This is a genomic window from Streptomyces sp. S.PNR 29 (genome assembly GCF_030386795.1).
Taxonomy (GTDB): domain Bacteria; phylum Actinomycetota; class Actinomycetes; order Streptomycetales; family Streptomycetaceae; genus Streptomyces.
This window is the reverse complement of the sequence record NZ_JANUQM010000005.1, coordinates 114754-137628: the sequence shown is the minus strand read 5'-3', so window position 1 is coordinate 137628 and position 22875 is coordinate 114754. Positions and strand designations below refer to the sequence as shown.

At 71.8% G+C, this 22875-nt stretch carries 22 protein-coding genes; 11 read left to right on the top strand and 11 right to left on the bottom strand.

Going from position 1 to position 22875, the window contains the following annotated elements; translation table 11 throughout:
• Window positions 1–47: 47 nt before the first annotated feature.
• Window positions 48–1403 (bottom strand): dipeptidase, encoded by a 1356-nt coding sequence (locus NW895_RS15620; RefSeq protein WP_289936135.1) that lies wholly within the window; start codon window positions 1401–1403, stop codon window positions 48–50.
• Between the two features lie 134 nt (window positions 1404–1537).
• Between NW895_RS15620 and NW895_RS15615 the strand changes: the two genes are divergently transcribed.
• Entirely contained in the window at window positions 1538–2773 is a 1236-nt protein-coding gene (locus NW895_RS15615; protein ID WP_289936134.1) for a geranylgeranyl reductase family protein, read from the top strand.
• On the opposite strand, the gene NW895_RS15610 is transcribed toward NW895_RS15615, so the two are convergent.
• Window positions 2763–3212, bottom strand: a complete 450-nt coding sequence (locus tag NW895_RS15610; RefSeq protein WP_289936133.1) for a nitroreductase/quinone reductase family protein — start codon at window positions 3210–3212, stop codon at window positions 2763–2765. The genes NW895_RS15615 and NW895_RS15610 overlap by 11 nt on opposite strands.
• A gap of 149 nt (window positions 3213–3361) precedes the next feature.
• Here NW895_RS15610 and NW895_RS15605 point away from each other — a divergent pair, with 149 nt between their 5' ends.
• The 3 genes from NW895_RS15605 (at window position 3362) to NW895_RS15595 (ending at window position 6068) form a co-directional block, all read left to right on the top strand.
• A complete protein-coding gene (locus NW895_RS15605) occupies window positions 3362–4051 on the top strand; it encodes a TetR/AcrR family transcriptional regulator (protein ID WP_289936132.1) in 690 nt (229 codons plus the stop codon).
• Window positions 4052–4176: 125 nt separating this feature from the next.
• A complete protein-coding gene (locus NW895_RS15600) occupies window positions 4177–5406 on the top strand; it encodes a sensor histidine kinase (RefSeq protein ID WP_289936131.1) in 1230 nt (409 codons plus the stop codon).
• Window positions 5403–6068, top strand: coding sequence for a response regulator transcription factor (locus NW895_RS15595; RefSeq protein WP_289936130.1), 666 nt, complete (start codon window positions 5403–5405; stop codon window positions 6066–6068). Before NW895_RS15600 ends, NW895_RS15595 begins: the two co-directional genes overlap by 4 nt.
• Here NW895_RS15595 and NW895_RS15590 read toward each other — a convergent pair.
• The gene (locus NW895_RS15590) at window positions 6029–6313 is read right to left on the bottom strand and encodes a DUF6332 family protein (RefSeq protein WP_289936129.1); all 285 of its coding nucleotides are present in this window, start codon (window positions 6311–6313) and stop codon (window positions 6029–6031) included. The genes NW895_RS15595 and NW895_RS15590 overlap by 40 nt on opposite strands.
• A gap of 83 nt (window positions 6314–6396) precedes the next feature.
• On the bottom strand, window positions 6397–7875 hold the full coding sequence (locus NW895_RS15585; protein WP_289936128.1) for an MFS transporter: 1479 nt from the start codon (window positions 7873–7875) through the stop codon (window positions 6397–6399).
• Between the two features lie 86 nt (window positions 7876–7961).
• Here NW895_RS15585 and NW895_RS15580 point away from each other — a divergent pair, with 86 nt between their 5' ends.
• Window positions 7962–8357: a MarR family transcriptional regulator gene (locus NW895_RS15580; RefSeq protein ID WP_289936127.1), complete on the top strand. Its 396-nt coding sequence runs from the start codon at window positions 7962–7964 to the stop codon at window positions 8355–8357.
• Window positions 8358–8388: 31 nt separating this feature from the next.
• Here NW895_RS15580 and NW895_RS15575 read toward each other — a convergent pair whose 3' ends face one another.
• From NW895_RS15575 to NW895_RS15565, 3 genes are all read right to left on the bottom strand, one after another.
• Window positions 8389–9117 (bottom strand): maleylpyruvate isomerase family mycothiol-dependent enzyme, encoded by a 729-nt coding sequence (locus NW895_RS15575; protein WP_289936126.1) that lies wholly within the window; start codon window positions 9115–9117, stop codon window positions 8389–8391.
• A 59-nt stretch (window positions 9118–9176) separates the two neighbouring features.
• Window positions 9177–10340 (bottom strand): MFS transporter, encoded by a 1164-nt coding sequence (locus tag NW895_RS15570; RefSeq protein ID WP_289936495.1) that lies wholly within the window; start codon window positions 10338–10340, stop codon window positions 9177–9179.
• A 194-nt stretch (window positions 10341–10534) separates the two neighbouring features.
• Entirely contained in the window at window positions 10535–12364 is a 1830-nt protein-coding gene (locus NW895_RS15565) for a helix-turn-helix domain-containing protein (RefSeq protein WP_289936125.1), read from the bottom strand.
• Between the two features lie 150 nt (window positions 12365–12514).
• On the opposite strand from NW895_RS15565, the gene NW895_RS15560 reads away from it, so the two are divergent.
• The 4 genes from NW895_RS15560 to NW895_RS15545 are packed head-to-tail and all read left to right on the top strand — an operon-like array spanning window position 12515 to window position 17164.
• A complete protein-coding gene (locus NW895_RS15560) occupies window positions 12515–14290 on the top strand; it encodes an FAD-dependent monooxygenase (RefSeq protein WP_289936124.1) in 1776 nt (591 codons plus the stop codon).
• Window positions 14290–15159 (top strand): intradiol ring-cleavage dioxygenase, encoded by an 870-nt coding sequence (locus NW895_RS15555; protein WP_289936123.1) that lies wholly within the window; start codon window positions 14290–14292, stop codon window positions 15157–15159. Before NW895_RS15560 ends, NW895_RS15555 begins: the two co-directional genes overlap by 1 nt.
• Window positions 15156–16226, top strand: coding sequence for a maleylacetate reductase (locus tag NW895_RS15550; RefSeq protein ID WP_289936122.1), 1071 nt, complete (start codon window positions 15156–15158; stop codon window positions 16224–16226). The genes NW895_RS15555 and NW895_RS15550 overlap by 4 nt, the downstream gene beginning before the upstream one ends.
• Window positions 16227–16252: 26 nt before the next feature.
• A complete protein-coding gene (locus tag NW895_RS15545; RefSeq protein WP_289936121.1) occupies window positions 16253–17164 on the top strand; it encodes a YceI family protein in 912 nt (303 codons plus the stop codon).
• A 130-nt stretch (window positions 17165–17294) separates the two neighbouring features.
• On the opposite strand, the gene NW895_RS15540 is transcribed toward NW895_RS15545, so the two are convergent.
• The 3 genes from NW895_RS15540 to NW895_RS15530 form a co-directional block, all read right to left on the bottom strand.
• Window positions 17295–18740 carry a glyceraldehyde-3-phosphate dehydrogenase gene (locus NW895_RS15540; RefSeq protein WP_289936120.1) on the bottom strand — a complete coding sequence of 482 codons (1446 nt, stop codon included), beginning with the start codon at window positions 18738–18740 and terminating at the stop codon, window positions 17295–17297.
• Between the two features lie 58 nt (window positions 18741–18798).
• Complete coding sequence (locus NW895_RS15535; protein ID WP_289936119.1) at window positions 18799–19329, bottom strand: DUF2269 domain-containing protein; 531 nt, start codon at window positions 19327–19329, stop codon at window positions 18799–18801.
• Window positions 19330–19431: 102 nt separating this feature from the next.
• Window positions 19432–20523 carry a LacI family DNA-binding transcriptional regulator gene (locus NW895_RS15530; protein ID WP_289936118.1) on the bottom strand — a complete coding sequence of 364 codons (1092 nt, stop codon included), beginning with the start codon at window positions 20521–20523 and terminating at the stop codon, window positions 19432–19434.
• Window positions 20524–20757: 234 nt separating this feature from the next.
• Here NW895_RS15530 and NW895_RS15525 point away from each other — a divergent pair, with 234 nt between their 5' ends.
• Window positions 20758–20901, top strand: a complete 144-nt coding sequence (locus NW895_RS15525) for a hypothetical protein (RefSeq protein WP_289936117.1) — start codon at window positions 20758–20760, stop codon at window positions 20899–20901.
• A 195-nt stretch (window positions 20902–21096) separates the two neighbouring features.
• Window positions 21097–22149: a cellulase family glycosylhydrolase gene (locus NW895_RS15520; protein WP_289936116.1), complete on the top strand. Its 1053-nt coding sequence runs from the start codon at window positions 21097–21099 to the stop codon at window positions 22147–22149.
• A gap of 62 nt (window positions 22150–22211) precedes the next feature.
• Here NW895_RS15520 and NW895_RS15515 read toward each other — a convergent pair whose 3' ends face one another.
• Window positions 22212–22859: a hypothetical protein gene (locus NW895_RS15515; RefSeq protein ID WP_289936115.1), complete on the bottom strand. Its 648-nt coding sequence runs from the start codon at window positions 22857–22859 to the stop codon at window positions 22212–22214.
• Window positions 22860–22875: the final 16 nt, after the last annotated feature.

Sequence of the window (22875 nt, the reverse complement as noted above, 5' to 3'; positions counted from 1 at the left end):
AAGGGCCCCCGCCCGGCGGCGAGGACCCTCTGCTCGTGGCAGAACCGTCAGCCCGCCGCGTAGTTGCGCAGGAACAGCGCCTCCGCCACCGACAGCCGCTCCAGCTCCTCGGGGGACACGCTCTCGTTCACGGCGTGGATCTGGGCCTCCGGCTCGCTCAGGCCGATGAGCAGGATCTCCGCGCGCGGGTAGAGGGCGGCGAGGGTGTTGCACAGCGGGATGGAGCCGCCCTGGCCGGCGTAGCTCATCTCCTGGCCCGGGTACGCCACCGCCATCGCGTCCGCCATCGCCTGGTAGGCCGGGCTGGTGGTGTCGGCGCGGAACGCCTGGCCCTGGCCGATCTGCTCGGTGCTCACCCGGGCACCCCACGGTGTGTGCGCCTCCAGGTGCGCCTGCAGCAGCTTGGTCGCCTCGGCGGCGTCCACGCCCGGCGGCACCCGCAGGCTGATCAGTGCGCGGGCGCTCGCCTGCACGGACGGGGTGGCGCCGACCACCGGGGGGCAGTCGATGCCGAGGACGGTGACGGCCGGGCGCGCCCAGATGCGGTCGGCGACCGTGCCGGAGCCGATCAGCTGGACGCCGTCCAGCACCTTGGCGTCCTGCCGGAACTGCTCCTCCGCGTACTGCAGTCCCTCCCACCGGCTCTCAGCGGTCAGCCCGTCGACGGTCGTCGAACCGTCCTCGGCGCGCAGCGAGTCCAGCACGCGGATCAGGGCGGCCAGGGCGTCGGGGGCCGCGCCGCCGAACTGGCCCGAGTGCAGGTTGCCTTCGAGCGTGTCGATCCGCACGCGGACGAGGGTCATGCCGCGCAGGGTCGAGGTGACCGTCGGCAGGCCGACGCGGAAGTTGCCCGCGTCGCCGATGACGATGGTGTCGGCCTCCAGCAGCTCCGGGTGCTCCTCGGCGTACCGCTCCAGACCGCCGGTGCCCTGCTCCTCCGAACCCTCGGCGATCACCTTGACGTGCACGGGTATGCCGCCGTTCGCCTTCAGCGCGCGCAGCGCCAGCAGATGCATGATCACGCCGCCCTTGCAGTCGGCGGCCCCGCGCCCGTACCAGCGGCCGTCGCGCTCGGTCAGCTCGAAGGGAGGAGTGGACCAGGCGGCCTCGTCCAGGGGCGGCTGCACGTCGTAGTGGGCGTAGAGCAGGACCGTCTTCGCGCCCTCGGGGCCGGGCAGGTGGCCGTACACCGACTGTGTGCCGTCCGGGGTGTCGAGCAGCGCCACGTCCTCGAAGCCCTCCGCGCGCAGCGCGTCCGCGACCCACCGCGCGGCGCCCTCGCTCTCGCTCCGGGGGAACTGCTCGAAGTCCGCCACCGATTGGAAGGCCACCAGCTCGGTGAGTTCCGCCTTCGCCCTGGGCATCAGAGAGGCGACGGTCTCGGCGACCGGATGCGACGACATGGGAACGCTCCTGGTGGGTGCGACGTTGTGATGATCTGTGCTGCCGATCCTCCCACAGCGGCCTGCGGGGACGGCCGCCGTAGGATGCGGGGGGACAGGTGCGGCATGCGGCTTGATCGGAGCAGTAGACCATCGTGAGCAGCGAGAACTCTTCGGCGGACGACGCGCGGCGGGTGTGGGACGTCGTCGTGGTGGGCGCGGGACCCGCGGGGGCCTCGGCCGCCTACGCGGCGGCGGTCGCGGGACGGCGCGTGCTGTTGCTGGAGAAGGCGGAGCTGCCCCGCTACAAGACGTGCGGCGGCGGCATCATCGGCCCCTCGCGCGACGCCCTGCCGCCCGGTTTCGAGCTGCCGCTCAGGGACCGGGTGCACGCGGTGACCTTCTCCAGCAACGGCCGCTTCACCCGTACCCGCCGCTCCAAGCAAATGCTGTTCGGCTTGATCAACCGTCCCGAGTTCGATCAGCAGCTGGTCGAGCACGCGTTGAAGGCGGGCGCCGAGCTGCGGACGGGCGTGACGGTCTCCAGGGTCGAGCAGCACGGGTCGGCGGTGCCGGACCGGCGCACGGTGGCGGTCGTGCTGCAGGGCGGCGAGATCCTGCTCGCGCGGGCCGTCGTCGGCGCGGACGGCAGCGCCAGCCGCATAGGAGCGCATGTCGGCGTGAAGGTCGACCAGGTGGATCTGGGCCTGGAGGCGGAGATCCCGGTGCCGGACACGGTCGCCGAGGACTGGAAGGGGCGGGTCCTCATCGACTGGGGGCCGATGCCGGGCAGCTACGGCTGGGTCTTCCCCAAGGGCGACACGCTGACGGTCGGGGTGATCTCGGCGCGTGGTGAAGGGGCGGCGACCAAGCGGTACTTGGAGGACTTCGTCGGACGGCTGGGCCTCGCCGGCTTCGAACCGAGCATCTCCTCGGGTCACTTGACCCGCTGCCGTGCCGACGACTCGCCGCTGTCGCGCGGGCGGGTGCTGGTGTGCGGGGACGCGGCGGGGCTGCTGGAGCCGTGGACGCGCGAGGGCATCTCCTTCGCGCTGCGGTCGGGACGGCTCGCGGGCGAGTGGGCGGTGCGCATCGCCGAGGCGCACGACGCCGTGGACACCCGGCGCCAGGCCCTCAACTACGCCTTCGCGGTCAAGGCCGGGCTGGGCGTCGAGATGGCCGTCGGCAAGCGGATGCTGACCGCCTTCGAGCGCCGTCCGGGACTGTTCCACGCGGCCATCACCGGCTTCCGGCCCGCCTGGAAGGCCTTCAAGGACATCACGCAGGGCTCGACGTCACTCGGCGAGATCGTCCGCACCCGTCCGATGGCCCAGCGCGCGCTGACCGCGCTGGACCGCCGCCCGCCCGCGGAGGACCAGGTCAGCTCCTGACCGTGATCCGGAAGACCGGGTGGTCGGGGGCGGCCGCGATGATCTCCTCGTCGGAGGACTTGGCCGTGACCCCGTTGAAGTACTGGTTGACCTCCCAGCCCCACTTCTCCAGGTAGGTCCGCAGGATCGGGAGCTTCTCCGTGTCGGGGAGCTCCACCGCGGTGAACTCCCGGACCCTGCGCCCGACGCGCAGCTCCCCGCCCCCGGCGACGCGCATGTTGCGCACCCACTGCGAGTGGCCGCGGGCCGAGACGAGGTACTGCGTGCCCTCGTACGTGTGCGGGTTGACCGGGATGCGCTGCATCTTGCCGCTCTTGCGGCCCCGTACGGACATCTCCGCCGTACCCGCGAGGCTGAACCCGTGCCGGGCCAGCCAGCCGATGACGTTGTTGAAACGGACGTTCAGCGGGCTGCCCTTGAGGTAGTACGGCGTCGACATGATGACCCCCAGTGGTTGAGAGAGCGGTGCTCTCGCTATGCGCAGCAGTGTGCATGAGATCAGCGATCCAAAGCAAGAGCAGTGCTCTCTTATTTTGTCGCTGCTCCGATTCGTGTGCACTGCTCCGTTTCCATGGCACACTGCCTCGCATGACCAGTACCGCGCGCGGCGCCCGGGCCCGGGCCAGGATCGAAGTCACCGCGGCCATCAAGGACGAGGCGCGCAGACAGCTGGCGGCGGACGGTGCCGCCAAGCTCTCGCTGCGGGCCGTGGCCCGCGAGCTCGGCATGGTCTCCTCGGCGCTCTACCGCTACTTCCCCAGCCGCGACGACCTGCTGACCGCCCTCATCATCGACGCCTACGACTCGCTCGGCGAGGCGGCCGAGGCGGCGCACGACGCGGTGGCCGGCGCCGGGCCCGCCCAGCGGTGGGGCGCGGTGTGCGAGGCCGTACGCGGCTGGGCGCTCGGGCATCCGCACGAGTACGCGCTGATCTACGGCTCCCCGGTCCCCGGCTACACCGCGCCCGAGGCCACCGTCCCCGCCGCCTCCCGTGTCGGCCTCCTCCTCATCGGCATCGCGCGCGACGCGCACCAGGGGTCCGGCCTGACCGAGGTGTCACTCCCGCAGGAACTGCGTCCCGAGGCCGAGCGCATGGCCGCCGACCTCGCGCCCGACCTCCCGCCCGAGACCGTGACGGCACTGGTCGCGGCCTGGGCCCAGCTGTACGGGCTGGTGGGGTTCGAGCTGTTCGGGCAGTTCAACCGGGTCGTGGAGGACCGGGAGGCCTTCTTCCGTCATGCCGCGCTCCGGCTCGCCCATGGAGTCGGGATCAAGTAGATCGGCGAGGGCATCCGGCGAACGGCCCCTGACGGCCCCCGTCGACCACGTACTTCGCGGGGAGTACGTCTGATCGCCACGCTCGGGTGACGCCGCCCGCGCCGGTGGCGTCTAGCGTGGCTGGCATGGACGAGCAGCGCGTGCCCGGGGGCGGTCCGCCGCAGTGGTGGCGGCACGGGCCACCGTGGTGGAACCGCTGGGACGACGAGGAACGGCGCCCCGGCCGGCCCTGGCGTTCCACTGTGCTGGTCACGGCCTTCGTGCTCGCCGGCTCCACCTTCGCGGCCCACCAGCAGGCGGGTGAGCGCGCAGACCTCGACCCCTTCGCGCGCGTGCTGCTGGTGCTGTCGGGCGTGCTGCTGCTGTGGCGGAAGCGGTATCCGGTCGCCGTCGCGTTCGGTACGGCGGCGGCCGCCACGGTGTACCTGGGCGCCGGATACCCGTACGGGCCGGTGTTCCTGACCGTCGCCCTGGCCTGCTTCAGCGCCGTCGTCGCCGGGCACCGAAGAGCCGCGTGGGCGGCGCTGGGAACGCTCTGGGCCGGACATGTGCTGGTGGCGCACTGGCTCTACCGGTGGCTGCCGCCGTCCGGGGACTCCGCCGCGTCCTGGACGCAGGAGATCGTGGTCGCCACCTGGATCGTGGCGATCGTCGCGCTGTCCGAACTGGCCCGTGTCCGGCGTGAGCAGTGGGCGCGGGAGCGGGCCGAGCGGGCGCAGGCGGCCCGGCGGCGTGCCGACGAGGAGCGGCTGCGGATCGCCCGCGAACTGCACGACGTGCTGGCGCACAGCATCTCCGTCATCAACGTTCAGGCGGGCGTCGGCCTCGCCCTCCTCGACCGCGACCCCGACCAGGCGCGCACCGCGCTCACCACCATCAAGGCCAAGAGCAAGGAGGCGCTCGGCGAGGTCCGCCAGGTCCTCGACACGCTCCGCGCGCCCGGTGACGCGCCCCGCGCGCCCGCGCCCGGGCTCGACCGGCTGCCCGAGCTGGTGGAGCAGGCGGCGAGCGCGGGCCTCACCGTGGAGGTCGAGGGAGAGCCGCCCCGCCTTCCGCCCGGCGCGGACCTCGCCGCCTTCCGCATCGTGCAGGAGGCCCTCACCAACGTCGTACGGCACTCGGCTTCACGGCACGCGCGCGTGCGCCTCGATCGCGGAGACGGGACGACGCTGAGGCTGAGGATCGACGACGACGGGCCCGCGACCGGCGCCGACGCGGGCGGCAGCGGCAACGGACTGGCCGGAATGCGGGAGCGGGCCGCCGCGCTGGGTGGCACCATCGAGGCGGGCCCGCGCGCCGACGGCGGTTTCCAGGTGCTCGCCGTACTGCCGCTCAAGGTGGAGGGGGAAGCGTGATCCGGGTACTGCTCGCCGACGACCAGTCACTCGTACGGGCCGGCTTCCGGGCGCTGCTCGACGCACAGCCGGACATCGAGGTGGCCGGGGAGGCCTCCGACGGCGAGGAGGCGCTGCGGAAGGTCCGCGCACTGCGGCCCGACGTCGTCCTGATGGACATCCGCATGCCCGTGCTCGACGGCCTGGCCGCGACCCGCCGGGTCACCGAGGACGCGGAGCTGACGGATGTGAAGGTGGTCATGCTCACCACCTTCGAACTGGACGAGTACGTCTTCGAGGCGATCCGCTCCGGCGCCTCCGGCTTCCTGGTCAAGGACACCGAGCCCGACGAGCTGCTGCGCGCCGTACGAGCGGTGGTCGACGGCGACGCGCTGCTCTCGCCGGGCGTCACCCGGCGCCTGATCGCCGAGTTCGCGGCCCGCTCCAAGGAGCCCGCGGCCGCCGGCACACTGGCCCACCTCACCGAGCGGGAACGGGAGGTGATGGCCCTGGTCGGCCTCGGCCTGTCCAACGAGGAGATCGCCCGGCGCCTGGTCGTCAGCCCTCTGACCGCGAAGACCCACGTCAGCCGCACCATGGTGAAGCTGGGCGCCCGGGACCGGGCCCAACTGGTCGTCCTCGCTTATGAGTCGGGGCTGGTGCGGCCGGGCTGGCTGGGCTGAGCGGCCCGCCGGAAACGGACGAGGACGCTGACCACGCGGGCGACGAACAGCACCGACGCCAGGACCAGCCCGGCCCGGAACAGCGGGCCCTCCATGATCTCGGGCAGCTCGAAGAGCAGTACCGGACCGGCGACCGCCCCGAAGACGACCGCCGCCGCGAAGACCGCGCTGCACAGCGCGTACCCGATCTCGACCGTGACCGCGTCCCGCTCGGCCTGACTGCGTCGTCCCCCGTGAGTGGTCATGCCGGTGAGTGAAACAGGCGTGTGCCCGGCGGGGCAAGCGGGCCCCGCCGGGCACACGGTGGGGAGGCGTCCCCCGAGTCGCGTCAGTCGCCCACGGCGACGCGCTCCGCCTCCTGGGGTGCGGACTTGGCGACCACCACGGAGGGGGCCGAGGCGCGGCGGGTGCGCAGGCCCGAGAGGGCGATCAGAAGACCGGCGACGGCGATGCCCGTGGCGACGGTGAACCCGGGACGGTAGCTGTCGAGGACCGCCTGCGGAGTGGGATCCGCCGGGGCGCCCGCGGTCACCACCGCCGTCACCACGGCCAGGAAGATCGCGCCGCCGACCTGGACCGAAGTGTTGAGCAGCCCGGAGACCATCCCCTGCTCGTGGTCGTCGACGCCGTTGGTGGCCTGGATGTTGAGCGACGGGAAGACCAGGGCGCAGGCCGCGCCGATCAGCAGCATGCTGGGGAGAATCACCGCCGCGTACACCGGGTTGAGGTCGACGCGCAGGAACAGCGCGTACCCGAGCACCATGAGCGCGAAGCCCACCGCGATCAGCCGCTGGGTGCCGAACCGGTCCACGATCGCCCCCACCTTCGTCGAGGAGACCGCCACCAGGGCACCCGCGGGCAGGAAGGCGAGTGCCGTGTGCAGCGCCGACCAGCCGAGCAGCGACTGCATGTAGAGCGTCGCGAGGAACTGGAAGCCGACGTACGAGCCGAAGAAGGCCATCGCGCCGAGCTGGGCGCGGACCTGGTTCCCGGAGCGCAGCACGCCGAGCCGGATCAGGGGACCCGCAGAGCGCCGCTCGACCAGGACGAACACGGTCAGCAGCACGGCCACGGCGAGGAAGGACAGCAGCGTGCGGGCCGAGGCCCAGCCGACCTCCGGTGCCTGGACGACGGTGAAGACCAGCAGCAGCATCGACGCCGTACCGACGACGGCGCCGGGGACGTCGTAGCCGTTGTGGTCCTTCTCCCGTTCGCTGCGCGGCAGCAGCTTCAGACCGGCGACGAGCGCGATCAGGGCGATGGGCGCGGGCAGCAGCATGGTGAGGCGCCAGCTGGCCTCCGTGAGCAGGCCGGACAGCACCAGGCCCATCGAGAAGCCGGTGGCCGCGCAGGTGGTGTAGATGGAGAGCGCCCGGTTGCGCAGCGGGCCCTCGGGGAACGTCGTGGTGATGATCGACAGGCCGGCCGGCGCCGTGAAGGCCGCGCTCAGTCCCTTGACGAAGCGGCTGGCGATCAGCAGCGGTCCGGAGTCCACGAGTCCGCCGAGCAGTGAGGCCAGCGCGAAGACGCCGAGCGCGATCAGGAAGACCTGGCGCCTGCCGAGCAGGTCGGCGGTTCGTCCGCCGAGCAGGAGCAGGCCGCCGTAGCCCAGGATGTAGCCACTGACGATCCATTGCAGCGTCGAGGTGGACAGGCCGAGGTCCGAGCCGATGGACGGCAGGGCGACGCCGACCATCGACACGTCCAGCGCGTCCAGGAACATCGCGGCGCAGAGCACCAGCAGGGTGCCCCACAGCCTGGGGGTCCAACGTCCCTGGGACGCGGGGGTGGTGAGCGGAGAGGTCATGCCCGGAACACTACATGCGTATGCATCGAATGCAAATGCATTTAATTCCGATGCAACAAAGTCTTTCCTCTGCTACGGTGCCGGTCATGGCGGCGAAGAAGGCCGAGCAGGCGCTCGTGGCACAGTGGCGGGACATCCTCGCGCTGCACGCGCGGACCCAGTGCGAGATCGATCGCGCACTGCACGGACACGGCCTGTGCGCCAGTGACTTCGAGGTGCTCGACGTCCTGGCCGAGCAGCGCGCGTCGGACGGCTCCTGCTCCTACCGCGTCCAGGAGATCTCCGAGCGGGTCCACCTCAGTCAGAGCGCGCTGTCGCGACTGATCGCCCGGCTGGAGAAGGACGGCCTCGTCGAGCGCGGCATGTGCTCGGAGGACCGGCGGGGTGTGCGCGTGGCGCTCACGGCGAAGGGGCGCGCGCTGCACGGCGAGGTGCTGCCGGTGCAGCGCGCGGTACTGACACGGATGCTGGCGGACGGCTGAGCGCTCGGGCCGGCTCGGATGACGGCCCGGCTCAGACCGTCGACGTCTCCCGCCACAGCGCGGCGAGCGAGCGGTCGCCCGTCACGGCCGGCACCGGCATGCGGTTCCACAACGCCAGGTACAACTGGCCTGCGGGACCGGCCAGTTCGCACTCCGCGTCCAGCGACGCGTCCCGCGTGGTCACCGGCGGCTGCGCCGACAGCCGTACGGTCCACACCGCGTCGGCGTCCGTCGTGCGTACCCGCAGCACCCGCGGCTCGTCGGTGCGGACCCGGCTCTTGGGCCGGGCGTGGAAGCCTCGCAGCAGTTCGTCGATGCCGTCCACCGCGAAGTCCGTGGCGACCGGGGACGCCGGGCCGCCCAGCGCCGACTCCGCGTCGAACCGGTGCACGGTCGTCTCGTGGGCCTGCCGCCGGGTCCAGAACGCCGTTCCGGAAGACGCGGGCAGGAAGGTGAAGCAGGCCAGGTCGGGCGGCGCGTCGGCCAGGGTGTCGACGAGCCTGCGGTGGCTGTCCCGGTACCAGGCCACCAGCGGCGGGCCGTCCAGATCCGGGGATTCGCCCAGGGGGCGCGGCTCGGTGTGCCGGTCGGCGACGAACGCGGCGGCCCAGCGGTGCACCGCGCCCGTGTGCCGCAGCAGGTCTCGCACCTGCCAGTCCGGGCAGGTCGGCACCTTGGCGTCGGTCCCGGCCTGCTCGGCGGCCGCGGCGAGCAACTGGCCTTCTCTGTCCAGCGTTTCCAGGAAGCGGGCAGTGTCCATGGGGGCGAGTCTGCCGGATGGAGTGCACTCCAGGGGAGGCGGACGGGTACCGAAGGCCCTCAGCCGGCGCCGGCCCGGCGCGTCGCGAACCCGATGGCGGCGGCCACCGCGGCGAGGACGGCCACGCTGGTGAGTGCGGCCGGCAGGGAGAACCAGTCCGCCATGAAGCCGATCGCGGGCGGTCCGAGGAGCATGCCGCCGTAGCCGAGCGTGGAGGCGATGGCGACCCCGCTCGGCCCCGCCAGCCTGCCCGCGCGTTCCACGGCCACGGGGAAGAGGTTGGCGAGGCCGAGTCCCGCGACCCCGAAACCGAGCAGGGCCGCCCACAGCGAGGGGGCGAGCGAGCCGAGCAGCATCCCGGCCGCCGCGGTGGTGCCGCCGGCGACCACGGTCCGGGTCCGGCCGAGCCGTTCGAGAAGCGTCGTCCCGCTCAGCCGGCCCACGGTCATGGCGAGCGCGAAGCAGGAGTAGCCGACGGCGGCCGCGCCGGGGGAGGCGCCGAGGTCCTGTTCCAGGTGCAGGGCGCCCCAGTCGGCCAGGGCTCCCTCGCCGTACGCCGTGCACAGGGCGATCAGGCCGAAGACGGTCACCAGGCCACGGGTACGGGCGTCCAGGCGGCGCGGCCCGTCCGTCCCGGACGGATCACGGTCCGGCGTCACCGGCGGCTCGTGGCGCAGCAGTGTGCGTCCCGCGAGCGCGGTCACGATCAGGCCGATGACGGTGAGGCCCAGCAGGTGACGGGTGGGGGACAGGGAGCCCGCGACCAGCCCGCCGAGGCCCGCGCCGATCATGCCGCCCAGACTGAAGGCGGCATGGAAACTCGGCATGATCGGCCGCCGCAGCGCGGTCACCAGGTCGACGGCGGCGCTGTTGAACGCGACGTTGATCCCGCCGTACGCGGCGCCGAAGAGCAGCAGGACGGCGCCGAGCTCGACCGCGGAGTGGGTGAGTGGGGGAAGGGCGACGCTGAGGGAGAGCAGGACACCGCAGACGACCGTGACGGGGTGGCTGCCGAAGCGGCGGCAGAGCCGGCCGGTGAGCGTCATGGTGATGACGGCTCCGGCCGAGACACCGAGGAGGGCGAGGCCGAGGGCGCTGGCGGAGGCGCCGGTCTGTTCCTTGATCGCAGGGATGCGGACGACCCAGCCGGCGAAGACGAAGCCGTCGAGGGCGAAGAAGACGGTGAGGGCGATACGGAGGCGGGTGAGGTCGTGGCCCGGCACGGCGCTGTGCGATCGGGCTTTGTTTATCAGCGGCACAAAATCAGGCTAGGTGGCCGTTCGGGGTGGGGCAAGGGAGTTCGCGGACGCCCGGAGCAGGGCGCCGGGGGTTCGCGCAGGAACGCGCAGATGGCTGCGGCCGACGACGGTGCCAGGCGGGAGAAGGGGATGTCGTGGCGTCCGCATGCATGCGGGGCTCAGCCCCGATAGCCCCGCAGCTTCCGGTACAGCGTGGCGCGGGCGATGCCCAGGGCCGCCGCAGTGCGGGCCTTGTTGCCGCCGTGCAGACGGAGGGCCTCCAGGATGGCGGCGCGCTCGGCGTGCTCCATCGGGCTGAGCGGCCGGGAGGCGGGGCCTTCACGCACGGGGTCCGGCAGCTCGGTACGCCGGACGGGACCGGTCGTGCGGCGATGCTCGGCCACGGCCCGTACGACATGGGCGAGTTCGGTGACGTTACCGGGCCACGGGTGCTGTTCCAGAGCGCGCAACGCGTCCAGCGTCCAGGTGAGCGGGGGCCGTCCCGGCGCGGGTCTGGGAGCCAGGGCCGTGAGCAGCTCCCTGAGATCGTCCGGCCGTTCGCGCAGCGCGGGGAGGGTGACCGAGCGTGCTGCCAGGGCGTCCAGGAGCCGTTGCAGACACGGGCCCGGCGGTGCTCCGGGGGTGTAGGTGACCAGCAGCCGTACACCTGGACGCGATTCCAGCAGCGAGTTGAGGGTTGCCGTGTCGGGCGGTGCGAGACGCTCGACATGACGCACGAGGAGAGGGCGTCCCTTCACCAACGCCTCGACCTCGTCCCGGAGTTCGCCTTCCGCAGCGTCCATGACCAACGGGTTCACGGCCAGCTCCCGTGCGAGCGAGGTCTTCCCGGTGCCGCGTTCGCCGACCAGCAGCAGGGGCTCCGGGGACCTGGCCAACTCCACCGCGCGGTCGACCGCATGCCGCCAGGGCACCGATCGCCCGGCCAGCCCTACGACGGTCCGGGAAGGCGACGTCGCGGCCGCGCCTCCCACGGGCTCCAGCACGGCGACCACGCCGACGACCGAGCCCAGGTGCGGTACAGGGGTGAGGGTCGCCGTACATCCCGCGCCGTCCGGCAGCCGGACGCGGTACGAGGCGGCGGGCGCCGGGTCCGGCCCCGCTCCGATGCGTGCGGCAGGGTCGTTGGCCGGCTCACTGTCCGGCCCCGTGACGGCGGGGGAGGCGGCCTCGGACTCCGGTGGCGCTCCACGGCCCGACTCCCGCAGCAGGGCGGTCGCCTTCCGCTCCAGCTCCGCCAGGCCCTCCGGTGACACCAACCGTCCCGCAGCCTCGCTGATGAGCCGGTTGCGACCGTCGAGGGCGAGGACCGCGCGCCCCTGCTCTCCCGCGGCCCGCAGATAGGCGTCCAGCAGCACCCGCTCCGCCGCCCGCGACCGGGAGAGGAGTTCCGCCTCGACGGCGCTCGCCGCGGCCTCGGCGAGCGGGGCTCCTGGATGCGGCCCGCACTCCGCGCCGAGTCCGCAGGTCACCGTCACCGTGCCCAGGATCTGCCCGGTCTCCGGCGCCCGCACCGGCACGCTGACCGCGCAGACGTCCTGCCACAGGTCGAGGAAGTGCTCGGGGCCGTGTACCTCGGCCCGGCGGTGGGTGTGCATCGCGAGGGCCGCGCTGTTGTGGCCGACCACCTGTTCGGACAGGTCGCGGCACAGGGGGTGCGACGGGTATCCGGTCGCCCACAGCACGCGCAGCCGCTCGTCGGTGAGCAGGAGTGACGTCTGCCCGGTGCCGACCGTCGGGGCGATCCGTTCCAGCACGGGGCGGGCCGCGGCCAGCAGAGGAGACTCGGGCGCCCGCAGGGGCAGGTGTGGCGCCTCCGGCGCCGGGTCCTGCACGTCGTGCCGTACGCCGAAGAACCGGGCGCGCTTCCAGGCGGCGACGACCTCTTCCGGCACCCCGTCCGGCAGTTGCCGCCCCAGCAGGAACGACTCGCGGGCCCTGCGCAGCGCGGCGAGGGCGGGGCGGACGGAAGGGCGCTCTGCGGTGGTCACGGCGCCGCTCAGCCTATCGGGATCGGTTGAATCCGCAACAAGCTGTGTCGGTCCAGGGCACTGTCTCTTATTGAGACACCCGGGTTCTCGCGTCCCGCTACATGATCTTGAACAGTCGGCGCCTCTTCTCATTCCCCTGGAGCGTTTCCCGTGCACACCGTCGAGCCCGATGTCGTGACCGACGTACTCGTCGTGGGCAGTGGTCCCGCCGGCGCCTCCGCCGCGCTCGCCCTGAGCACCTACGGCGTACCGAACATCGTCGTCACCCGCTGTGCGAGCCTCGCCGACACCCCTCGGGCGCACATCACCAACCAGCGCACCATGGAGGTGCTGCGTGACCTCGGCATCGAGGAGGAGGTGGTCGCCAAGGCCACTCCACAGCACCTGATGGGCAACACGACCTTCTGCACCAGCCTCGCCGGCGAGGAGCTCGGCCGGGTCCGCTCCTGGGGCAACGACCCACTGGTCCAGGCCGCGCACGAGCTCGCCAGTCCCACCCGCATGTGCGACATGCCCCAGCACCTCATGGAGCCCGTGCTCGTCGACGCGGCGGTCGCACGCGGCACGAACCTGCGCTTCAGCACCGTCTACAAGTCCTTCGTCCAGGACGCCGACGGTGTGACGGTCACCGTCGAGGACCGGCTGCGCGGCGACGAGTACACCATCCGCGCCAAGTACCTGATCGGTGCCGACGGCGGGCGCTCACAGGTCGCGGAGGACGCCGGGCTGCCGATGGGCGGCAGGATGGGGGTGGCCGGCAGCATCAACATCGTCTTCGACGCGGACCTGTCGAAGTACACCGCCCACCGGCCGTCCACCCTCTACTGGGTGCTCGCTCCCGGCGCCACCGTCGGCGGCATCGGCGCCGGCCTGGTGCGCTGTGTGAAGCCCTGGAACGAATGGCTGATCGTCTGGGGGTACGACGTCACCGCGGGCGCCCCCGACCTGACCACCGAGTACGCCGAGTCGGTCGTCCGCAAGCTGGTCGGCGACGACGAGATCCCGGTGACCATCAAGTCGTCCTCGGCCTGGACCGTCAACGAGATGTACGCCGAGACCTACTCCCACCGCCGGGTCTTCTGCGCCGGGGACGCCACGCACCGCCACCCGCCGTCCAACGGCCTCGGCTCCAACACCTCCATCCAGGACGCCTACAACCTCGCCTGGAAGCTCAAGCTCGTCCTCGACGGAACGGCGTCCGAGAAACTGCTGGACTCCTACACCGCCGAACGCGCCCCGATCGGCAGGCAGATCGTCACCCGCGCCAACCGGTCCATCGGCGAGACCGCCCCCGTCTTCGAAGCCCTCGGCGGGCTCTCCCCGCAGACCCCCGAGCAACTGTGGGCCAACATCGCCGCCCGCAAGGAGGACACCGAGGCGGCTCAGAAGCAGCGGGCGAAGCTGCGCGAGGCGATCGCGTTCAAGGTGTACGAGTTCAACGCGCACGGCGTCGACCTCAACCAGCGGTACGACTCCGCCGCGATCGTTCCCGACGGCACCCCCGACCCCGGTTTCGACCGCGACCCAGAGCTGTACCACCAGCCCTCCTCCCGCCCCGGAGCCAAGCTCCCGCACGCCTGGATCACCTCGGGCACACGCACCCTGTCCACGCTCGACACCGTCGGAAAGGGCCGCTTCACCCTGCTCACCGGCATCGGCGGCGCCGCGTGGGTGGGCGCGGCCGAGGCCCAGGACCTGGAGATCGCCACCGTCGTCATCGGGCCCGGCCAGGAGTACGAGGACCCGTACGGCGACTGGGCGCGCCTGAGTGAGGTGGCCGACGGCGGCGCGCTCCTCGTACGGCCGGACGGTTACGTCGCCTTCCGGCATGCCACGGCGGCGGCTTCCGGCGAGGACGCCGAGCGGTTGCTGACCGAGGCGGTGCGGCGGATCCTCGGGCATGCTGACGGGAACAGGAGCAGGTAATGAGCACCGAGTTCACCACCCGCATCACCGAGGCCGTCGTCGACAGCCTGAAGGGCACGGCCGACCCCCGGCTGCGCGAGCTGCTCGCCTCCCTCACCCGCCACCTGCACGCCTTCGTCCGGGAGACCGAGCCGACCCCGGCGGAGTGGGAGCGGGCCGTCGACTTCCTGACGGCGACCGGGCAGACCTGCACGGACACCCGGCAGGAGTTCGTCCTCCTGTCGGACGTGCTGGGCGTCTCGATGCTCGTCGAGACGATCAACAGCGACGGCCGGGGCGACGTCACGGAGTCGACGGTGCTCGGCCCCTTCCACATGACCGAGTCCCCGGTCCGTGAACTCGGCGCGACCATCGACCTGGTGGGCGGCGGCGAGCCGTGCGTGGTCAGCGGGCGTGTGCTGTCCCGGGAGGGCACCCCGCTGCCCGGCGCGGTCCTCGACGTCTGGCAGGCGAACGCCGAGGGGTACTACGACGTGCAGCAGCCGGAGGTCCAGCCCGCGGGCAACGGGCGCGGGCTGTTCACCGCCGACGACGAGGGCCGCTTCTGGTTCCGCACCTGCGTGCCGAGCCCGTACCCGATCCCCACGGACGGCCCGGTCGGGGACCTCCTGCGGGCGACGGGCCGGCATCCCTACCGCCCGGCCCACATCCACTTCATCGCCTCGGCCGAAGGGCATGCGCCGGTCACCACGCACATCTTCGTGGCGGGCAGCGACCACCTCGACTCGGACGCGGTGTTCGCGGTCAAGGAGAGCCTGGTCAAGGACTTCGCCGAGACCGACGATCCGCACCTGGCACGGCGGTTCGGCGTCCCGAACCCGTTCCGGCACGCCCGCTTCGACCTCGTGCTGAACGCGGTGCGGGCATGAAGGAGTTCGTCTACGAGGCCCAGCCCATGCGGGTCGTCCTCCGCCCCGGCGCCGCGCGCACCGCGACCGCCGGAGAGGCCGAACGACTCGGCCTGCGGCGGCTGTTGGTGGTCAGCGGGCCGCGGGGCGCCAGGGCGGCCCGGGCTGTCGCGGACGCGCTGGGCGGCGCGTGCGCCGGGCTGCACGCCGAGGCCCGTATGCACGTGCCCGCCGAGGTGGCCGACCGGGCCGTCGAGGTGGCGCGCGCCGCCGGAGCCGACGGCTGCGTGGCCGTCGGCGGGGGTTCCGCGATCGGCCTCGGCAAGGTGATCGCGCTGCGCACCGGCCTGCCGCTGGTCGCCGTGCCGTCGACGTACTCCGGCTCCGAGATGACCTCCGTCTGGGGCCTGACCGAACACGGCACCAAGCGCACCGGCCGCGACCCGTCGGTCCTGCCGCGCAGCGTCGTCTACGACCCCGAGCTCACCCTGTCGCTCCCGGTGGGCCTGTCCGTGACCAGCGGCATCAACGCGGTGGCGCACGCGGCCGAGGCCCTGTACGCGCCGGATGCCTCGCCGCTGGTGTCACTGATGGCGGAGGAGGGCGTCCGGGCCATGGCGGGCGCTCTGCCCGCAGTGGCTGCCGATCCCCGGGACCTGGACGCCCGTGGCCGTGCCCTCTACGGCGCCTGGCTCTGCGGTGCCGCGCTCGGCGCGACCACCATGGGACTGCACCACAAGCTGTGCCATGTCCTCGGGGGCACCTTCGGCCTGCCGCACGCCGACACCCACACCGTGGTCCTGCCGTACGCCCTCGCCCACAACGCGCCGGCCGCGCCCGAGGCCATGGCCGCGCTCGGCCGAGCCCTGGGCACCGACGACGCCGCGCTCGCCCTCCGGGAACTCTCCGGCCGCCTCGGCGCACCCCGCTCCCTGGCGGAACTCGGCCTCAGGGAAGCCGACTTGGCGGTGGCGGCACAGGAGGCGACCGCTCAGACGTACCCCAACCCGCGGGAGGTCGGCGTGGCGGGCGTACTGGACGTACTGAGGGCGGCGTACGAGGGCGACCGGCCGCGAACGAATTTCTGACCGACGAGAACCGAAAGGTGAACATCATGCCCCTCGGAATGCTCCGGCGGCGACTCAGGAATGCCTCCGGGAGCGCCGCGGGACTGACGCTTCCCGTCCCGGCCGGCGCGGGTGCCGTCGTCCGCGAGGTCCTGGACCCGGTGAACCAGCCCCTGGGCGCCGCCGACGTGACGGTGACGGAACTGCGCGGCCACCAGGTCGTGGTGCGCGGCACCACGGACCCCTACGGCCTGTTCATGGCCGTCCTCCCGCCGGGCAGCTACAGCGTGCTCATCGTGGCGGAGGGGCTGGAACCGCATCGCGAGACCATGGACGTCGTCGCCGATGCCGGCCCGTCCTCGCAGCGCGTGTGGCTCCAGCCGGCCCGGCAGGCCGAACTACCGGTCCCCGGCACGTGGCTCTTCGACCCGCCGCACACGGCGATCCGCTTCATCGCCAAGCACGTCGGCATGGCCCATGTGCACGGCCGTTTCGAACGGTTCGAGGGCGGTATCCAGGTCACCCAGGACGTGTCGGACTCCCGCGTCCACGTGCGCATCGACGCGTCGAGCATCAACACGGGCAACAACACCCGGGACACGCATCTGCGTTCCGCCGACTTCCTGGACGTCGACCGCTTCCCGTACATCGAGTTCAGGAGCACCCGCTTCGCCTACCGGGGCGGCAGCAAGTGGAACCTCCTGGGCACCCTGACCATGCACGGGGTGAGCCGGTCGGTGTCGCTGGACACGACGTACCTGGGCATGGTCAACGGCGGCTACGGCGAGGAGTTGCGCTGCGCGGCCCTGGCCAAGGCGGAGCTGCACCGCGAGGACTACACGCTCAACTGGCGCTCGATGCTGGCGCGTGGCATCGCGGTGGTCGGCCCGACGGTCCAGCTGGAGCTCGACGTCCAGGCGATGTACCGCACGCACGACACGCCCACACCGCCGGAGTAGCGGTGCTGGCCCGCCACAGGTGATGCCCGCGGACGCGACCGGCTTCGGCCCCCGGCGGGGAGGAACCCGCCCGCCAGGACACCTGCGAGTTCCCCTCGTCCGGGGGACCGAGCCGGATGGTCCGCCGGAATCAGACGGCCGGGGCCGGGTACGTCGGGTACTCCACGCCGGAGACGTGCTGGACGACGCGGATGACCTGGCAGGAGTAGCCGAACTCGTTGTCGTACCAGAGGTAGAGGATCGCGTTGTCGCCCTCGACCTTGGTGGCGCCGGCGTCGACGACCGAGGCGTGGCGGGAGCCGATGAAGTCGCTGGAGACCGCGTCGGGGGCGCTGATGAAGTCGATCTGGCGCTTGAGCGGCGAGGTTAGCGACACACCGCGGAGGTGGTCGAGGACCTCCTCGCGAGTGGTCTCCCGCGCGAGCTGCAGGTTGAGGATCGCGATCGACACGTCCGGCACCGGGACGCGGATCGAACTGCCGGTGATCTTCGCCTTGAGGCCGGGCAGGGCCTTGGCGACGGCGGAGGCGGCACCGGTCTCGGTGATGACCATGTTGAGCGGCGCCGAGCGGCCGCGCCGGTCGGCCTTGTGGTAGTTGTCCAGCAGGTTCTGGTCGTTGGTGAACGAGTGGACGGTCTCCACGTGGCCGCGCAGGACGCCGTACTCGTCGTCCATCGCCTTCAGCGGCGGCACGATCGCGTTGGTGGTGCAGGACGCGCAGGACAGGATCTGCTCGTCCGGCTTGATCGTGTCGTGGTTGACGCCGTGCACGATGTTGGGCACGTCGCCCTTGCCCGGGGCGGTCAGAACCACCTTGTCGATACCGGGGCGCAGATGCTGCGACAGGCCCTCACGGTCGCGCCACTTGCCGGTGTTGTCGATGAGGATGGCGTTCCTGATGCCGTACGCCGTGTAGTCGATCTCCGACGGGTCGCCCGCGTAGATCACCTTGATCTCGTTGCCGTTGGCGATGATCGTGCTGTTCGCCTCGTCGACGGTGATCGTGCCCTGGAACTGGCCGTGGATGGAGTCGCGGCGCAGCAGCGAGGCGCGCTTGACGATGTCCTGCTCGCCGCCCTGGCGTACGACGATGGCACGCAGCCGCAGGCCGTTGCCCGAGCCGGTCTTCTCGATGAGCAGCCGGGCGACGAGACGGCCGATGCGTCCGAAGCCGTAGAGGACGACGTCGCGCGGCTCACGGCGCTCGATCTTGTCGGCACCCGTGGCCCCGGCCACGGCCTCGGCGGTGAACTCCTCCACCGACAGACCCCGGTCGTCGGCCTTGTGGGTCGCGGCGAGCATGCCGAGGTCGATCTGGGACGGGCCGAGGTCGAGCGTGGCGAGAGCCCGCAGGAACGGCAGCGTCTCGGTGACGGAGAGCTCCTCACCGGCTATCTGCCGCGCGAAGCGGTGGGTCTTGAGAATGCTGACCACCGACTTGTTCACCAAGGAGCGGCTGTGGAGGAGGACGGTGACGTCCCGCTCCCGGTGCAGCTTCCCGATGATCGGGATCATCGACTCCGCGATCTCCTCGCGGGTCTTCCAGTTGGTGAACGAGTCCTCGGTGACAGTCACAGTTCTATCTTTCGAGCTAGGTGGCGCTCATATGCTAAACCTCCGCCGTCGCGGCCCTTCACAGGGGTGCCCGCTGGGCGGCGGCCGGTTCGCGGACGGGGGCGCGCAGTCGCCTGCCACGCCGTGTCGGTCCCCAGGGTTTGAGCACCGAGATCGCCGTCATGAAGACGTAGGCGGACAGGGAGACGGACGGCCCGAACAGCACGTCGCCGGCGTCGGGCAGGGGTCCGCCCGCGGCGACGGCGGTGACCGCGGAGTTCACCGCGGGGCGCAGCGCGAAGGCGGTGGCGGTGGTCGTGGCGAGGGTGAGCCAGAACTTCGCGCAGACCCATCGGTGCCTTGCCAGGCCCCACTTGGTGCCCAGGGACAGCGCCAGGCCGCTGAGGAGCGTCAGGAACGCGACGGGGAGCAGGAGCCGGTCGGCGAACAGCTTCATGGCCCGGACGGAGGCCTCCACGGTCACCGCGGACCCGGTGGTGGCCGCGGTGACCCCGAGCGCGAGCAGTCCGAGCGTGAGCCCGAGCCAGCTCGCGGAGGCGGCGACATGGACGACGAGGGTGGCCCGGCGTGCGGGGCGGCTGAGTTTCACCTGCGACACGGTGCCGGGCGGGCGCGGCGAGGGCGTCCGACGGCGGGAGTAACTCCGGGTACCGACCCTGGAGTACAGGGGAGAGGGCCCAGGGCCCCACCGTCAGCCGGGCGGCGCTGCCGTGCTGCGTCTGATCACCAGACGGGTCGGGACGAGGTCGGTCCCCGGTCGGGCGCCACCGTGGGTGCGGATCTGCCGGAGGGCGCCCTGGACGCAGCGGCGGCCCACCTCGGCGAAGTCCTGGTGGACGGTGGTGAGGGGCGGGACGAAGAAGGCCGCGTCGGGGATGTCGTCGAAGCCGACGACGCTGATGTCCCCGGGGACGGAGCGGCCGCGTTCGTGGAAGGCGCGCAATAGCCCCAGGGCCATCTGGTCGTTGGAGGCGAAGACAGCGGTGCAGTCGGGTTCTTCGGCGAGCGCCAGGCCGGCCGCATGGCCGGACTCGGCCGACCAGTCGCCGTGCAGCGGCGGCGGCACCGGGCGCCCGGCCTCCTCCAGGGCGGCGCGCCAGGCCTGGGTCCGGCGCTGGGCGGCGAAGGACGTCCGGGGGCCGGTCACATGCCAGACGGTCCGGTGACCCAGGTCGAGCAGGTGCCTGACGGCCTTGCGGGCGCCGTCGGCCTGGTCGGTGTCGACCACGCTGTAGCGGTCGCCGGCGTCGGAGTCCACCACGACGACATGCACACCGGGCGGGAGCTGCACCGTGCCGGTGTCGAGCAGATGGATCTCCATGATGACGATCACGGCGTCGACGGCCAGCTCGCCCATCCGGGTGAAGGCCCCGAGGACGTTGTCCTGGGTCGGAACGTCGATGGGGATCAGCGTGATCGCGTACCCCTCGGCCGCGGCGTGGGTGGCGATCGCCTCCACGGTGCGGCTGTTGCCCGTCGAGGACAGGCTGAACAGGATCACGCCGATGGTGTTGAACTGGCCGTACCGCAGGGCGCGTGCGGCGCTGTTGGGCCGGTAGCCCAGCTCCCGCATCGCGGCGAGCACCTGCTCCCGCGTGGAACTGATCACCCCGGGATGGCCGTTCGAGACCCGGGAGACCGTCTGGGACGAGACGCCCGCCAGCTTGGCCACATCGGCCATCGAGACACGCTGCTTGCGACGCCCGCCGGGCACGCCGGAGCCGCCCCGCTGCGCACCGCCCGAGGTCGCGGAAACCTTCTGCTCCCGGTCGTTCAGGTCCATCGCTCCACCACTCCCGCCGCCCGACCCGGTCCGGGACTCCGCCATGCGATGCCACGGATGTTACGCGTGGGAAACCTTGACGATCGTTGGGGCGGGTGCCACGATTCCGACGCCCCGAAGTTTACGTAAACATCGCCCCTGGAACAGCCCCCGCTCACCAGCGATCGCCGCTTCGTTCTCAGCATGTTTACGTGAACATCGCGTCGCGGTCGGTGGAGCAGGGAGGAACGGAACGTGGTCCCAGCACCGCAGGCGAGGATGCGCGCCCCGGACGGCCGCGCCGGCAAGGACCTTGCCTTACGCCGCCCCGAGTGCACCAACCCCGACGTGGACGCGAGGACACGTGCCGGTGGCGCCCTCTCCGCCACCACCGCGTAGCCGAACCCATGTGATGTCCCGTCGCCGGCGCCATCGATGACACCGTTGTCAGGGCCTGTGCCCGACAGCGGGACGGCCACGGCCGCGCCGGCGACAGGACCTCGCCCCGTACTCCCTCACGCCAAGCGCAGAGGGAACCGGTACCGCGCAGCACTCCCCCTGCGCCGAGCCGCCACCTCCTGAAAGGGCAAGCTGATGAGCAAGACCCCTGCCGGAATCCGCTCTCCCCGGTTGCGCGCCGCCTTCGTGGCCGTCGCGATCGCCGCGCTCAGCGGCACCGCCATCGCCGGCAGCCCCGCCTCCGCCGCGCCGACCGGCGACACCACCCAGTTCAGGGGGGTCAACTGGGCGGACCCCCGGGACAACTTCGCCGACGACGCCCTCCAGCTGTCCGGCCTGTCGACCTCCGACACGTATGCCCAGACGTACGCCAAGGCCAGCCGCATCATCTCGGCCTTCCGCGCGAACCTGGGTGCCAACACCGTCCGGCTGCCCATCAACCCGTACACCGTCAACGGCACCTACTGGAAGTCCTACCGCGGTGTCATAGACGCGGCGACGGCCCAGGGCTTCAAGGTCATCGTCTCCTACTGGGAGGGCACCGGCGACCGCCGGGACGGCTTCATCGACGACACCGCCACCTTCTGGCCCATGTGGGACACCGTCGTCAAGGCGTACCAGGGCAATTCCCGGGTCTACTTCGAGCCGATGAACGAGCCCCACGGCTACACCGACACCGAGTGGGCCGACATCGCCGCGAAGTGGCTGGCCACCTACTCCTCCGTCCCCCGCAACCGGGTGTTCGTCAGCGGCGCCGGCTACAACGACCACGTCACCACCGTCTGCGCGGACCCGCGCCTGAAGGGCACGTACCTGTCGCTGCACCACTACGGCTTCTGGAAGTCGTACGCCACCTACGACCAGTGGGTGGCCGACCTGAAGGAGCGCATCGGCGACTGTGCCGACCGCACCGTCGCCGACGAGTTCGGCGCCCCGATGACCACCGGCCTGAACTACAACAAGCCGGCTCCGGAGAACAACTCCATCAACTTCATCCAGGCCGTCACCGACACCTTCCGCGAGCTCAAGATGGGGTCCGTGTACTGGCCGGGTCTGCGCACCGACGACACCTACTCGCTGCAGAAGCTGATCGGTGACCCGGCCCGGCCCTGGCTGGCCACCACCAACCAGTCCGGCGCCGACCGCCTCGCCTGGGGCTGGGGGCGCGGGAAGCCGGTCCAGCCCTGATCCGTTCGGGGTGTCGGCGTTGCCTGGGAGCGGTTGCCGCTCCCAGGCAGGGGCCCTTGTGGTTACAAGCCGTCCCGCACCATGGCGGCGACGATCCGGACATGGCGATCGGCCGCCGTGTTCGACATCTCGTTGTCGTAGTTCAGGCCGTAGGGCCAGAAGTGGCCTCCGCCGGTGGAGAGTTTGGCGCCCGGCCCGTCGAACTGCCGGACCAGCGCCGTGGCCTGTGCGCCGGTCCAGGTTCCGCTGCCGCCGAGTCGGGACCAGCCCGAACTCGTGCCCACGCCGATGGTGTGGGCGATCTCGTGCAGAGCGGTTCTCTCCGTCATGTAGCTCCGGTTGCCGAAGCGGATGGTGCCGTTGATGCTGCCGTCCGCGGTGGGCACTCCCGGGTCGTAGCGGACGGTGATGTTCTTGCTCAGGTCGCTGAGGTTGTTGTACCGCGCCACCGCGGCGTTCATGGCCGCTGTGATGAGGTTGTAGGCCGTCTGCTGGTCCTGGGTGGGGTTGCTCGCCCGTTCGAGGGTCCAGGTGATGCCGGCCGCAGCCACCTGTTGTTGCCGGGGCGCCGGTGCGGTCTGCGGCGCGGCGTGCGCGGCGACCCCGGGCCCGGCCAGCACGGCGGCCGCCAGCGCGGCCACCACCGCCTTGCCGCGCCAGGATGTGACCGTTCGCCGAGAGTGCTCCGGTGCTCGTCGTGGCTGACGCATCGAGGGGGCCTCCTGT